The sequence below is a fragment of the Sneathiella sp. HT1-7 genome (genome assembly GCF_020731145.1).
Classification (GTDB): domain Bacteria; phylum Pseudomonadota; class Alphaproteobacteria; order Sneathiellales; family Sneathiellaceae; genus Sneathiella.
The window spans coordinates 488,888-503,356 of the sequence record NZ_JAJFZN010000002.1; the positions used below are offsets into that span (position 1 = coordinate 488,888).

Annotated in this window: 12 protein-coding genes; 9 read left to right on the plus strand and 3 right to left on the minus strand. The window is 54.5% G+C overall.

Translation table 11 applies throughout. The features are described 5' to 3' along the window. Positions 1-58 precede the first annotated feature (58 nt). Genes LKE13_RS07560 through LKE13_RS07580 form a run of 5 tightly spaced genes read left to right on the plus strand, consistent with a single transcriptional unit; the run spans position 59 to position 5,897 of the window. Positions 59-1,666 carry a carboxyl transferase domain-containing protein gene (locus LKE13_RS07560; protein ID WP_227949818.1) on the plus strand — a complete coding sequence of 536 codons (1,608 nt, stop codon included), beginning with the start codon at positions 59-61 and terminating at the stop codon, positions 1,664-1,666. Between the two features lie 9 nt (positions 1,667-1,675). Further along, positions 1,676-2,470: an enoyl-CoA hydratase-related protein gene (locus LKE13_RS07565; RefSeq protein WP_227949820.1), complete on the plus strand. Its 795-nt coding sequence runs from the start codon at positions 1,676-1,678 to the stop codon at positions 2,468-2,470. A 21-nt stretch (positions 2,471-2,491) separates the two neighbouring features. Next, the gene (locus LKE13_RS07570) at positions 2,492-4,513 is read left to right on the plus strand and encodes an acetyl/propionyl/methylcrotonyl-CoA carboxylase subunit alpha (RefSeq protein WP_227949822.1); all 2,022 of its coding nucleotides are present in this window, start codon (positions 2,492-2,494) and stop codon (positions 4,511-4,513) included. After that, positions 4,510-5,415 carry a hydroxymethylglutaryl-CoA lyase gene (locus LKE13_RS07575; protein ID WP_227949824.1) on the plus strand — a complete coding sequence of 302 codons (906 nt, stop codon included), beginning with the start codon at positions 4,510-4,512 and terminating at the stop codon, positions 5,413-5,415. The genes LKE13_RS07570 and LKE13_RS07575 overlap by 4 nt, the downstream gene beginning before the upstream one ends. Before the next feature lie 47 nt (positions 5,416-5,462). After that, positions 5,463-5,897, plus strand: coding sequence for a DUF1489 family protein (locus LKE13_RS07580; RefSeq protein ID WP_227949826.1), 435 nt, complete (start codon positions 5,463-5,465; stop codon positions 5,895-5,897). Here the strand turns inward: LKE13_RS07580 and LKE13_RS07585 are convergent. Continuing rightward, on the minus strand, positions 5,889-7,967 hold the full coding sequence (locus LKE13_RS07585) for a molybdopterin oxidoreductase family protein (RefSeq protein ID WP_227949828.1): 2,079 nt from the start codon (positions 7,965-7,967) through the stop codon (positions 5,889-5,891). The genes LKE13_RS07580 and LKE13_RS07585 overlap by 9 nt on opposite strands. Positions 7,968-8,162: 195 nt before the next feature. On the opposite strand from LKE13_RS07585, the gene LKE13_RS07590 reads away from it, so the two are divergent. The 4 genes from LKE13_RS07590 to LKE13_RS07605 are packed head-to-tail and all read left to right on the plus strand — an operon-like array spanning position 8,163 to position 12,024. Beyond that, positions 8,163-8,900, plus strand: coding sequence for a lysophospholipid acyltransferase family protein (locus LKE13_RS07590; protein WP_227949830.1), 738 nt, complete (start codon positions 8,163-8,165; stop codon positions 8,898-8,900). Further along, a complete protein-coding gene (locus LKE13_RS07595; protein ID WP_227949832.1) occupies positions 8,900-10,171 on the plus strand; it encodes a 3-deoxy-D-manno-octulosonic acid transferase in 1,272 nt (423 codons plus the stop codon). Before LKE13_RS07590 ends, LKE13_RS07595 begins: the two co-directional genes overlap by 1 nt. Next, entirely contained in the window at positions 10,168-11,151 is a 984-nt protein-coding gene (lpxK, locus tag LKE13_RS07600) for a tetraacyldisaccharide 4'-kinase (protein WP_227949835.1), read from the plus strand. The genes LKE13_RS07595 and lpxK overlap by 4 nt, the downstream gene beginning before the upstream one ends. A gap of 3 nt (positions 11,152-11,154) precedes the next feature. After that, the gene (locus LKE13_RS07605; protein ID WP_227949837.1) at positions 11,155-12,024 is read left to right on the plus strand and encodes a lysophospholipid acyltransferase family protein; all 870 of its coding nucleotides are present in this window, start codon (positions 11,155-11,157) and stop codon (positions 12,022-12,024) included. A gap of 8 nt (positions 12,025-12,032) precedes the next feature. Here LKE13_RS07605 and LKE13_RS07610 read toward each other — a convergent pair whose 3' ends face one another. Then, positions 12,033-13,100, minus strand: coding sequence for a Leu/Phe/Val dehydrogenase (locus tag LKE13_RS07610; RefSeq protein ID WP_227949839.1), 1,068 nt, complete (start codon positions 13,098-13,100; stop codon positions 12,033-12,035). A gap of 221 nt (positions 13,101-13,321) precedes the next feature. Then, a complete protein-coding gene (locus LKE13_RS07615) occupies positions 13,322-14,431 on the minus strand; it encodes an NAD(P)/FAD-dependent oxidoreductase (RefSeq protein ID WP_227949841.1) in 1,110 nt (369 codons plus the stop codon). Positions 14,432-14,469 lie beyond the last annotated feature (38 nt).

The following is a 14,469-nucleotide window of genomic DNA, read 5'->3' on the forward strand; positions in this document are numbered from 1 at the left end:
ATAGGGCGACTTTCGCCAAGCAATCGATTTTCGCGTGCTGAAAAGGAAAATGACCTAGATGACTGTATTGAAAAGCAGCCTCAATACCCGGAGTGACGAATTCAAGGCCAATGCGGCGCATATGGCGGGCCTCGTCGAGGATTTGAAGGAAAAAGTGGCAACCATCAAGCAGGGCGGTGGGGAGCGTGCGCGCGACAAGCATCTCTCCCGCGGAAAACTTCTCCCGCGTGAGCGGGTGCGCAAGCTTCTCGATCCCGGTTCTCCTTTTCTGGAATTCAGCCAGATGGCGGCGTGGGATATGTATGGCGGGGATATTCATTCTGCTGGGATCATCACCGGAATTGGCCGGGTTGAAGGGCGCGAATGTATCATCATCTGCAATGACGCGACGGTAAAGGGTGGCACTTATTATCCGCTGACCGTCAAGAAGCAACTTCGGGCGCAGGAAGTCGCACTGGAAAACCGGCTTCCATGTATTTATCTTGTCGATTCCGGCGGGGCGAACCTTCCCAATCAGCAGGATGTGTTTCCCGACCGCGATCACTTTGGTCGGAGCTTTTATAATCAGGCGAATATGTCTGCCCTTGGCATCCCGCAGATTGCGGTTGTTATGGGATCCTGTACTGCGGGCGGGGCCTATGTTCCGGCGATGTGTGATGAAAGCATTATTGTGCGCAATCAAGGCACTATCTTCCTCGCGGGTCCGCCCCTTGTGAAGGCAGCAACGGGGGAAGTCGTCTCCGCTGAGGACCTCGGTGGGGCTGAGGTGCATTCGCGCACCTCCGGCGTGACCGACCATATGGCCGAGAATGATTTACATGCCTTGCAGATCGCGCGGCGTTGCGTTGCCAACTTCAACCAGCCGAAAGCGATGCAGCTTGAGCTGCGTAAACCCAGACCACCGCTCTATGATCCGAAGGAAATTTACGGCCTGATCCCGAAGGATATGCGCACGCCTTTCGATGTGCGGGAGATTATTGCCCGCGTCGTCGACGGTTCCGAATTCGATGAATTCAAAAAGAATTACGGCACGACGCTGGTTACCGGTTTTGCCCATATCCATGGCTATCCCGTTGGCATTCTCGCAAACAATGGCATACTCTTTTCCGAGTCTTCTGTAAAAGGCGCGCATTTCATTGAGCTCTGCTGCCAGCGGAATATCCCGCTTGTTTTCATGCAGAACATCACGGGTTTCATGGTTGGCCAGAAATATGAGGCAGGCGGCATCGCCAAGGATGGTGCCAAGTTGGTGACCGCCGTCGCAACTGCGAAGGTTCCCAAATTCACGATGATTTTTGGTGGTTCGTTCGGGGCTGGAAACTATGGTATGGGCGGTCGTGCCTATAGCCCGCGCCTTCTCTGGATGTGGCCGAATGCCCGTATCTCAGTGATGGGCGGACCGCAGGCTGCCTCGGTTCTCGCCACCGTCAAGCGCGACGGGATGGAGGCGCGCGGCGAGAGCTGGAGCGCGGAAGAAGAAGCCGCCTTTAAAGCGCCGATCGAAGCGCAATATGAAAAGGAAGGCCATCCCTATTTCGCGAGCGCCCGTGTCTGGGATGATGGTATTGTCGATCCGGCGGAGAGCCGGATGGTCTTGGGGCTCGGTATTTCCGCTGCCCTTAACGCGCCAATTGAGCCGACAAAGTTCGGCCTGTTCAGAATGTAGGAGAGTTTTATGAGTGAAGAATCAGCCGTATTGCATTTTTCCACTGATGGTATTGCAACCATCACCCTCAACCGGCCAGAGGTGCACAATGCCTTTGATGAGGAACTGATCGAACGCCTTGGCGATATGTTCGGGGATGTCGGTCATCAGGAAGGTGTGCGTGCTGTCGTCGTTGCGGCAGCAGGCAAGAGCTATTGTGCAGGTGCGGATCTAAACTGGATGAAGCGGGCGGCTCATTTTACGGATGAAGATAACCGCGAGGACAGCATTGCTTTGGGAAGAATGCTGAAAAACCTTCATGCCATTCCGAAGCCAACCATCGCGCTGGTGCAGGGCGCGGCCTATGGCGGGGGACTGGGTCTCGTCGCCGCCTGCGATATCGCCATCGGGGTCAAAGCCGCTAAATTCTGTCTTTCCGAAGTGAAACTTGGTCTTCTTCCGTCCGTGATCTCGCCCTATGTGGTAGAGGCAATTGGTATTCGCGCCTGTCGCCGTTACTTCCTTACAGCGGAAGTATTTGATGCGGTAGAAGCCCATCGTCTTGGCCTGTTGCACGAAGTAGTTGAAGATGTACATCATCTTGCCGAAGCACGGGACCAACTGCTGGAGCAGATTATGAAGAATGCGCCGGGCGCTATGGCGGATTCAAAAGACCTGATCTATACGGTCGCGGATCGTCCAATTGATCAGAATATGATTGAGGAAACAGCGGAGCGCATAGCAAGCCGTCGGGCAACAGATGAGGGGAAGGAAGGGGTCGAAGCCTTCCTTGAAAAGCGCAAGCCCGTCTGGCACACTATTTAACCTAAATAGGATATATAACCGGTGTTTAAAAAAATACTCATAGCGAACCGCGGAGAGATTGCCTGCCGGGTCATGGCCACGGCGGCGAAGCTCGGCATCCGGACGGTTGCCGTCTATTCCGAGGCAGATGCCAATGCCCGCCATGTCGAGATGGCGGATGAAGCCGTCCTGATCGGCCCGGCAGAAGTCTCGGAGAGTTACCTGAAGGGGGATACCCTGCTTGAGGTTGCGCGCGGGACCGGGGCCGAGGCGATCCATCCCGGCTATGGCTTCCTCTCTGAAAATGCGGGGTTTGCGGAGAAATGCGCAGAGGCAGGTGTTGTCTTTATCGGCCCACCCGCGGATGCGATCCGCGCGATGGGACTGAAAGACGCAGCAAAGGCCCTGATGGTCGAGGCCGGGGTGCCGGTGGTACCGGGTTATCATGGGGAAGGGCAGGATTCCGATATGCTGGCGAAGGAAGCGGAAAAGATTGGCTATCCTGTCCTGATTAAGGCGGTCGCTGGTGGTGGTGGCAAGGGAATGCGGAGCGTGAGTTCCGCAAGCGAATTTCCGGCGGCTTTGGCGTCTGCGCAGCGCGAAGGAAAGTCGGCCTTTGGCGATGATCGTGTACTGATAGAGAAATTCCTCACCAAGCCTCGCCATATCGAAATTCAGGTTTTCGCTGATTCCCATGGTAATGCGGTGCATATGTTCGAGCGCGATTGCTCCCTGCAACGGCGGCATCAGAAGGTGATCGAGGAAGCACCGGCGCCGGATATGCCTGAGACGATGCGAGAGGCCATGGGGGCCGCAGCCGTCGCAGCGGCCAAAGCGATTGGGTATGTTGGGGCAGGCACCATTGAATTTATCGCCGATGTCTCCAACGGGTTGAAGGAAGATGCCTTTTACTTCATGGAGATGAACACGCGCCTGCAAGTGGAGCATCCGGTGACGGAAATGATCACCGGGCAGGATTTGGTGGAATGGCAGTTGAAGGTTGCTGCGGGGGGTGAACTCCCTTGTGCGCAGGAAAACCTCTCCATCTCCGGCCATGCGTTCGAGGTGCGGCTCTATGCCGAAGACCCGGCGAATGATTTCCTGCCAGCGACGGGGCAATTGCTCCGGTTGCGCCCACCTCGGGAATCGGACGGAGTGCGAATTGATACCGGCGTGCGGGAAGGTGACACGGTGACGCCGTTCTATGATCCGATGATCGCAAAGCTGATTGTCTGGGATGAAACGCGCGATTTGGCGCTTCAGAAATTGAGTGCCGCCCTTGATGAATATCAGGTGGCGGGTGTTGCGACGAACCTCGCATTCCTCGGTAATATCGCTGACCATCCATCTTTTGCGGCGAAGGATCTCGATACTGGTTTTATCGACCGTTTCAAGGATGACCTGGTGCCGGCCCCGCTGACCCCGTCGGATAAGGATATGGCGATTGCCGTGGCGCATCTCCTGCTGGAGCGGGAGAAAGCTCATAAAGCGATTCGTGCCGCGACAAATGATCCTTATTCGCCCTGGGATGATCTTACCGGCTGGCGACCTAATGATACTGGCCATGATGATTTCAAGTTCGAGATAAACGAGATGGAAGTCACCACCCATGTCGTTTATGAAAGGGGAGGCTATCTGATCGATCTGCCGACTGGCGTGCTCCCAGTGCAGGCGGAAAGGACGGCGGATGGTGGTCTTCTTGTGGATATCGCCGGACATAAGCTGTCCGCTGCGGCAGTGACCCAGGGTAACAAAATTATTGTCATGACAACCGGGCGGCAGGTTGAACTGACGCGGATCATTGATGATTTTGATGATGCCGGAGGGCAAGCGGGGGCTGGTGCCATCACGGCGCCCATGCCTGGAAAGCTTATTCAGGTATTTATCGAATCGGGTGCATCAGTCACGAAGGGCGATCCTCTTGTTGTTCTGGAGGCCATGAAAATGGAGCATACATTAACGGCCCCGCGGGACGGCATTATTGAAGAGATATTTTTTGACGTCGGAGACCAGGTGGATGATGGCACAGTGCTTGTCTGCCTTGAAAGTGAGGAAACATCATGACGCTTCCCTCCAAGGTGCGTATTTTTGAAGTCGGTGCGCGGGACGGCCTGCAGAATGAAAAGCAGATGGTCCCGGCGGATATCAAGGTTGAATTGATCGAGCGGTTGGTCGAGGCGGGCGCGACTGCAATTGAAACTGGAAGCTTTGTCTCCCCGAAATGGGTGCCACAGATGGCGGATACTGCCGATGTGATGGCGAAGGTTTCTCGTTATGATGATGTTACCTATGCGGTTCTGACACCGAATATGAAAGGGTATGAAGGAGCGATTGCCGCCAAGGCTGACGAAATCGAAATTTTCAGTGCGGCGTCAGAAGCGTTCAACCTGAAAAACATTAATTGTTCCATTGCTGAAAGCTTGGAACGGTTTGTCCCGGTTACAGACGCCGCCAAAGCGGCGGGCATTCCCTACCGTGCAAGTATTTCCTGTGCGCTTGGCTGTCCGTTTGAGGGGGAAGTCGCCCCAGAAGCGGTGGCCGATGTCGCCAAAAATCTATATGATATGGGCGCTTACGAAGTTTCCATTGCCGATACTATCGGGGTCGGTACACCGACCCGCACCAAGCAGGTGATCGAAGCTGTGGCCAATGTTATCCCGCTTGATGTTATGGGCGTGCATTTTCATGATACCTATGGTCAGGCGCTGGCGAACTACTTCGCGGCGCTGGAAATGGGCATCTCGAAATTCGACAGCTCCGTTGCCGGGCTTGGCGGCTGTCCCTATGCGCCGGGTGCAACGGGAAATGTGGCGACAGAAGATGTTGTTTATATGCTGGACGGAATGGGGATTGATAGTGGGCTCGATCTTAAGAAGTTGGTCAAGACAGCATGGTTTATATCTGATTATCTTGGACGTCCGCCGGTGAGTAGTGTTGCCAGGGCTTTGAAGAATAAGGTCGATTAATCCGGGTTAGCTGGACAAGCAAGGCCCTTTCGGAGTATCTTCAGGATATGTCAGTACATCTTCTAATCGTTAGCGTCGGGATCACGACGGTGGATCAGCTGCGCGCCAATCAGTCACGACGGCTGATTGCGGGCCCGCTTTGTCATGTCACGAAACAACGTCCGGCCCGTGAGGCAGAATTGCTAGAGGGGGGCTCCGTATATTGGATTATCAAGGGTCATATCGCGGCGCGCCAGAAGGTCGTGGAGCTTGAACGGCTTTTTGACTCTGAGGGCGAGAAATGCGGCCTGATCCTTGATCCCGAATTGATCGAGACGGAACTGTTTTCGCGCAATCCGCATCAGGGATGGCGCTATCTGGAAGATGATGATGCCCCGCGTGACCTTCGTGATCTGGTAGAGGAAAGTGAAGCCGACGAAGATAGCGAAGGGGAGATGTCCGAGGAAATGGCCGCGGAACTTCGCAACCTTGGCCTAATCTGACGGGGCAGGTTCCGGCTTGATCCAGATTGCGGTATCGTGAAACACTGCGCCACCGTTGGGTTTAGCGGCCTCTGCACTGATAAGGATATTGATCCCGACTTTCTCGATAAAATGCTTTCCGGGCCAGACCCCTTCAGAAATCACGGTGCCGGGCTGCTGGCCATCAAAAACCTCTACATGAATTAATAACGACCCCAACCGGTTGCCGAGACGCACAACAGCTCCATCATCTGCGCCAAGTCTGGCGGCGTCGCTGCTATGGATCTTGACTGTCGGTCGATTCTCCCGCTTTAGCGAGGTAGGCGTCGCGGTGAAAGATGAGTTGAGAAAATTCCGCGCTGGCGCTGTCACCAAACGAAAGGGATGCTCTGCGTCTGTCTGGTCAATCACCTCCCAATGATCGGGCAGGGACGGCATGCCCTCAAAATTTGGCCCCATGCGTGACCAGTCAGGTGTGAAGTGGAACTTCTTGTCGGAATGGGCAAAACCGTTCAGGTAATGCGCCTCTTCAAACGGAATCTGGCAGTCATGCCATTTGCTGGCGGTCAGGTTTTCCGCGTCGGGCCAGCCAGATATTTTCAGGGTGTCATCGATTATTTCCATTTCCGTCATCTCGAACCCGCGATGTTTCGCACCGAGGCGCTTTGCGAGCCCAGAGATAACTTCATGGTTGGAGCGGCATTCACCAAGTGGCTCGATAATCTTCCCGCCCATCATGATATGATTCTGTCCGCCCCCTTGATAAAAATCATCATGCTCCACAAAGGTTGTGGCGGGCAGCAGGATATCCGCCATTTTCGCGGTTTCCGTCATAAACTGTTCATGCACGCAGACGAAAAGATCGTCGCGCGCGAAGCCGGCATGAACTTTCGTGAGATCCGGCGCGACATCCATCGGGTTCATATTCTGGATCAGCAATCCGGTAACCGGCGGCCCATCGCCAAGGTCTCGCTTATCGCCGGTGAGTACCGGTCCAATACGCGACATATCGAGATTGCGGATGGATGGATCACGTGCATCCAAACCTTCGACAAGGGTTTTATCCCAGTGATAAATGGCACCATTGTTGTGAAAAGCGCCGCCGCCTTCATATTGCCAGGAACCGGTTACAGCGGCGAGGCAGCTTGCGGCATGCATGTTGACAGAACCATTCCGGCTCCGCGAAAAGCCATAGCCGAGCCTGAGGAAGGACTTCTTCGTCTGGCCATAAAGCCTCGCAAATTCATATATCTCCTCAATCGTGAGGCCTGTTATCTCGGCGGCCCATTCCGGTGTCCGGGTTTTAAGATGCTCTTCCAGCTCAGCCGCGCCTTTGGTGTATTTTTCCATATAGGCGCGATCAGTCATGCCTTCCGCGAACATGATATGCATGACCGCACAGGCAAGCGCGCCGTCTGTACCGGGCCGGAGGCAGAGATGCATGTCGGCGGTTGCCGCCGTCGGATTGCGATAGGGGTCGATGACGACAATCTTCGCCCCTCTCTCTTTGCGGGCGCGGGTCGCATGGGTCATCACATTGACTTGGGTGTGAACAGCATTAGTCCCCCAGATGACCACAAGATCGGATTTTGCCATTTCTCTTGGATCGGTCCCGTGCAGCGATCCGGTTCCAACATTCCAGCCGGTCCAGGCCAGCATGGTGCAGATTGTGGACTGCTGCCGCGAATATTTTTTGACATGGCGCAGCCGGTTGATCCCGTCCCGTTGCACAAGCCCCATTGTTCCCGCATAATAGTAGGGCCAAATGGTTTCGCTGCCATACTCGGCTTCGCGTTTCAGGAACGCATCTGCTACTTCATCAAGGGCGTCGTCCCAGCTGATTTGTTGCCATTCGCCGCTGCCTTTCGGGCCAACCCGACGCATGGGATGCATCAGACGGTCGGGATGATGGGTCCGCTCTGTATAGCGGGCGACCTTCGCGCAGATTACGCCGGCGGTGTATGTGTTGTCTTCCGCGCCGCGTACCCGGCCGATTTGCTGCGGTCCCAGCCGTTCAATCTCCAACGCGCATGTGGACGGGCAGTCATGCGGACAGGCGGAGGGGAGAATTTCTGGAGCAATGCTTGTCATGGGCTGCTTTTCTTTAGTTTTTGCTTTGGCGGTAGGCGTTTTTTGCGATCGATGGTTGGCAGATAGATTAGTGAGATATTGAAAGCGCTGCAATCCATGGCGATGAAAAAGGTGATTTTTTGGTGAATAGGCTGGAATTGGCGGGTCGGGCAAGATATATCGGGGCGTGGGATAACCCGGTGAAAGCACAGATATTTGAAGTTATTTAAGAAAATACTGAAAAGCAACGGCGCCAAGGCTGTGATCAGCCTGTTGGCGGCGGGTTATATCTGGCTTGTCCACCGCACCAGTCACTGGGAGGTTATCAATGGGCAGGCACCGCACGCCCTGATGAGCGAAGGCAAACCCTTTATCCTTGCCTTCTGGCATGGTCGCCTGTTGATGATGCCGATCTCCGTTCAGCGCAAGACGCCGGTTCATGTCATGATCTCCCACCATGGCGATGGGGAGATTATCGCCCGCACGATTAAGCATTGGGGACAGGAGAGTATAAGAGGGTCCGCGACAAAGGGTGCGGCGGCTGCGGTTAAGCAGATGCTGAAGATCCTGAAAAAGGGGGAGGTGGCGGTTATTACTCCGGACGGGCCGCGCGGGCCACGTATGCGCGCGCAGGAGGGAGTCGTTCGTCTTGCGGCCATGTCCGGTTTGCCGGTCTATCCGGTTAGCTTCTCAACCACGCGGGGTAGAATACTTGGTAGCTGGGATCGCTTTCTCCTCGCCGCGCCGTTCAGCCGGGGCGTTGTTATCTGGGGTGATGGGGTCGAGGTACCACGGAGAGATGAAAACGGTGCCTATCAGCAGGCGCGCGATGCAATTGAGAACAGCCTCAACGAAATTACTCATGCTGCAGATAAGGCCTGCGGGCGGGAGCCAGTCGCTCCGGAATCTCGTGATAAGCCCGTGAAGCCGCATAAGAAGACAGCAGAACTCTGATGCAGATGGCCCTCTATAATGGCCTGCTGTGGATTGGCACGCCGATCCTCAACCGGCATTTGAAAAAGCGACTCGCGGTGGGCAAAGAAGACCCGGAGCGGTTCCCGGAACGCTTGGGGAATGCTTCTCGCACGCGACCGGAAGGGCAGCTCATCTGGATACATGCCGCGTCCGTTGGGGAGTCGGTTTCGGCTCTGTCGCTGATTGACGGGCTGTTGAAGCGGTCGCCTGAGCGGCATATTCTGGTAACGACCGGCACCCGCACTTCGGCGGAGATTATGGCGAACCGCCTGCCGGATCGTGCCATTCACCAGTATGTCCCGATTGACAAGAAAGACGCGGTGCAACGGTTCCTTGATCACTGGCGACCGGACATGGCAATCTGGATGGAGTCGGAAATCTGGCCCAATCTGATCGTTGAAAGTGCCGGTCGCGGGATTCCGATGATGATGGCAAATGCGCGGATCACGGAAAAGTCCTATCGAACCTGGCGGAAATCTTTCGGCTTCTCGAGAAAACTGCTCGGCTGTTTTCGCTTTTGTTCTGCCCAATCGGAAGAAACCGCCGCGTGGCTGCGCGATCTTGGGGCGAATTCTGTGGAATGTTTTGGTAACCTCAAATTTGCCGCTGAACCCTTGCCGGTTGATCCTGAGGCGATTGAAAGCATGGAGGTCGCGGTTGGAGCCAGACCGCTTTGGCTTGCAGCTAGTACCCACCGGGGGGAAGAAACGTTCATCCTCTCGGCAAATTGTCGGCTTTTGGAGACATATCCGCACCTGCTAACCTTGATTGTCCCGCGCCATCCCGAACGAGGCGCGGAAGTGGCGGCGCTCGCGGTGGAGCAGGGGATTGCGGTGGTGCAGCGGTCCGATGGCAATACAATTGAGGCTGGAACTCAAGTTTATATTGCGGACACCATTGGAGAGCTTGGCCTTTTTTATCGGATTGCACCGATTGTCTTTATCGGTGGATCGTTAGTGCCGACGGGCGGGCAGAACCCGCTGGAGGCAGCGCGACTTGATTGTGCGTTGCTGCACGGGCCGCATATGGATAATTTCACTGATGTAATGCAGAGTTTCGATAAGCATGATGCGAGCCTGACTGTCACAGATGCTCAAACACTGGCAAAATCCGTTGGCGATTTGTTAGGCGATCCAGCGCTACGGGCGGAGATGGTAATCCGCGCGGGCAAGGTTGTCGCGGGCGGCACTGAAACACTGCAGAAGACGCTCGCCAGGATCGAAGATCTCCTCGCGGGAGGGATGCAATGAAAACGCCCCAGTTCTGGCAGCGCGATAGCAAAAGTTTGCTTCCCGATCTTTTGACGCCGGTTGCCTGGCTATATGGAGGGATCAGCCGTTGTCACCGTGCTTCGCAAAAGTCAGCACAGGTTTCCGCGCCGGTAATCTGTGTCGGCAATGTGGTGGCCGGGGGCGCGGGAAAGACACCGGTTGCCATCGCTGTCGCTCGGCTGTTTCTGGCTGAAGGGAAGAGACCGCACTTTCTGACACGGGGATATGGCGGAAGCCTGATGGGCCCTATCCGTGTTGTGCTCGATGTGCATACATTTCAAGAGGTGGGGGATGAGCCTTTGATCCTTGCCGAGACAGCACCGACATGGGTTGCTAAGGACAGGGTTGCTGGTGCGCGTGCCGCGGCGGAGGCAGGGGCGGATGTGATTATCATGGATGACGGTTTTCAGAACCCGACGCTTGAAAAGGATTTCTCGCTCCTCGTGTTGGATGCAGAGTATGGCGTAGGGAACGGGCGATTGATTCCTGCGGGGCCGCTTCGGGAAACCCTTGCTGCGGGGCTTTGTCGAGCCGACGCAGTTATCCTTGTTGGCGAAAATCCAGATAATAACTTAAAAAACCAATTAAATAATATAAAACCGGTGTTTAAGTCTAGATTAGTTCCGCGTGAATCCATCGATGGGATCAGCGGAGAGAAGGTGGTTGCCTTTGCCGGTATCGGCCGCCCTGAGAAATTTTTTCAGAGCCTTAAAGACGCTGGATGTGGATTAATAAATCACTTTAGCTATGCCGATCATCATATTTATAAAAAAGAAGAAATTATGAGTATGGTTGAGGCGGCAGCGACGGAAAATGCGGCTCTGGTTACGACCCGAAAGGACTATGTCAGGCTGTCGCTAGAGGCAAAGATGATGGTTACCGTTTTTGATGTTGATATGACTTTTGCTGCGCCGGATAAACTGAAAACTCTTCTACTTTCGGTTCTGAAGAAAGGGTAGTACTTGGAGAAAATTTCCACCAAATATCGCCTGGAATGGATAGCCGTTAGAATCATGATGGCTATTTTTCGACTGCTGGGCCGGGATCGGGCCGCTCGTTTTGGCGGCTGGCTGGCCCGTAAAGTAGGTCCGCGCATGCACGTTCACCGTCTTGCACGGGAGAATATGAAAATGGCTCTTCCTGGCATGACAGACCGTGATGTTGAGAAAAATCTTTTCAGTATGTGGGACAATCTTGGCCGAAATGTCGGGGAGATTCCGTTTAACCGGGAAATTCTTGATGATACGGAAGCTGTTGAGATTGTCGGGGAGGAATATTTGACCGCTCATGTCGAAAATGGCAAGGCGGCCTTTTTTGTGACGGCCCACTATGGCCCCTGGGAACTTGTTGCATTGGTGGGGCGGCGGTTCGGAAAGCGCGCGACTGGTATTTATCGCGCAGCTAACAATCCGCTTGTTGAAAAATATTTTCAGGAAATGCGCGCCGATCCAAGTTATCGTTTTGTGCCGAAAGGGAATGAAGGCGCGCGCACCATTTTAAAAGCGGCGCGGAACGGCGGGGCGATTGTCCTTCTCAATGATCAGAAGCTGAATACCGGCGTTGCGGTGCCTTTCTTCGGGCACGAAGCCATGACCGCTCCAGCGGTGGCTGAGATTGCCTGCAAGATGGATGTGCCCGTTTATCCAATGCGTGCCGAACGGTTGGAGGGCGGGCGCCGCCGCCTGACCATCTATCCCGCGCTTGAAACATCGCGCATGGGCGACCGGAAAGCGGATGTCTTTGCGCTTTTGAAGGCGATCAATGAGACGTATGAGCAATGGATAACCGAGCGGCCGGACCACTGGTTCTGGGTCCATAACCGCTGGTCCTGAACTGCTTCTTAACTTGCGAGAGCGAGCTCAGCCTTTTCATTGCGAACACGTTCTAACCGCTCTAATGCAATTTTATCGGCGATCTCGGCGGTTGTTACCTTTTCACGCTTTGCCCTCTCGAAAATACTGAGGCATGTGTCATATATGCCTGCGACCTGCTGCATTGCTTTCTCGCGGTCAAACTGCGGTCCTTCATGGCTGATGATGATGATGCCGCCCGCGTTGATTGCGTAATCCGGTGCATAGAGGATGCCGTTTTCCATAAGCATTTTCGCGTGACGATCTTCTGCCAGTTGATTATTGGCGGACCCGGCAATAACACGGGCCTTCAACCTGCGGATCGTGTCGTCATTGAGAATGGCGCCAAGCGCGCATGGGGCGAAGACATCAACTTCCTGATCATAGATCGCATCGAGGGGGACGGCGGTCGCACCGAGATTTTGCACGGCTTTTTCGACAGCGGCTTTATTAAGATCGGTGACAATCAGTTCAGCGTCGGCCTCCTTTAACAGCTCGCACAGCCCATATCCGACATTGCCAAGACCCTGCACTGCGACTTTAACGCCGGAAAGGTCACTCTTGTTCAGTTCGAGTTTAACCGCTGCACGCAGGCCATGGAAAACACCCCAAGCTGTCGCGGGAGAGGGGTCGCCACTATTTCCTTCAGTAATTCCAGCAATATGTCGGGTGGATCGGCGGGCGATTTCAAGATCTGGCACGGTGGTGCCGACATCTTCCGCCGCGATATAGGTGCCGCCCAGTTGACCGACGGCACGACCGAAGGCTTCAAACAGTTCTGGTGTCTTATCTGTGTGGGCGTTGCCTATGATGACCGACTTGCCGCCGCCAAGATTAACCCCGGCGAGGGAGGATTTATATGTCATTCCGCGGGAGAGGCGGAGGACATCGGCGATGGCCTCTTCCTCGCTTTTGTAATCCCACATGCGCGTTCCGCCAAGTGCTGGGCCGAGGGTGGTGTCATGAACGGCGATAATTGCCTTTAGCCCCGACTTCTGATCATGGAAAAACAGAACATCTTCGTGATTGTCGAACTCTTTCGCAGAAAATACTGTCATTACAAGCCCCAAAAAATATTTAGCTAATATAGCGTTCTAAGCTTGATATTTTCTTAAATTTGCACGAAATCAATTCAAATTTTGCCCATATTGAAAGTTCGCAGCATCCTTGCGCCAAATTCGGGAAAGGATTTGCAAAATTTCCACCTGAAGCATGGAAAAGAAATAAATAATCTGCCCTGATAACGCTGATTTGGCGCAAAATCGCCTATTCAGGCGCTTCACAATCGCTCAGTTTGATCGAGCATTTCCATTACAGCCTCTCCAATTCGCAAGCTGGCGGTTAGTCCGGGACTTTCCATTCCAAAGAGATTAACCAGCCCCGGAATATTGTGATTCTGCTCGCCAGATAAGACAAAATCGGCGGCGGCGCCGTCCGGGGTCTGAACTTTCGGGCGAATGCCGGAATAGGCTGGGATCAAGCTGTCATCGGGCAGCGCCGGGAAATATCGGCGGATCGCTTCATAAAAATCTGTGCAGCGGGCAGGATCAACTTCATAGTCGATTTGGTCGATCCATTCCTGATCGGGTCCAAACCGGATTTGCCCTGCAAGATCAAGAGTCACATGAATACCGAGGCTCGCCGTATTTGGCACCGGATATATGAGATGCGAGAAGGGCGCGCGCGCTGTCATGGTGAAATAGCTGCCCTTGGTCAGATAGCGCGTGGGAATATGTGCCGGCGCAAGGCCTGAAATACTCGCGGCGATCTCTTGCGCAGAGAGCCCCGCCGAATTAATCAGGTTACGGCATTGAACAGTTGTCCCATCTGCAGTGACTGCGAACCCTTCCTTCGTTCTTTCGGCCGTCTCGAACGGCGTGTTATAGGCAATGGCGCTGCCGTTATCCTCTATCTCCCCCACATAGGCGAGCATGAGCTGGTGACTGTCGATAATCCCGGTGGACGGGGAGAGAAGGGCGGCTGCGCAGTTGAGCGTAGGTTCCATCTTTATGGCCGCATCCTGCGAAAGATATTCTATGTCATCAACGTCATTGGCGGCCGCCTTCGCCGCCAGAGAATCGAGGGTTTCCAGCTCCGCCTCCGACGTGGCGACTATCAGCTTGCCGCATCGCTGATGTGGGATATGGCGGGCTACGCAATAGTCATAAAGCCGCTTCTTCCCTTCGACACAAAAGCGCGCCTTCAGGCTGTCTTTAGGATAGTAGATACCCGCGTGGATAACCTCGCTGTTACGCGACGACGTTTCCTCCCCGAAATGCGCTGATCTTTCCAAAACAAGCACGTCACGGCCCGCTACCGCAAGGGTCCGGGCGATGGCGAGGCCGATAACGCCGGCGCCAATTACGATATTTTCAACATCCAAAGACATAGCCGTCCCTAACAGTTTTCCCTTCAATCACAAAGGGT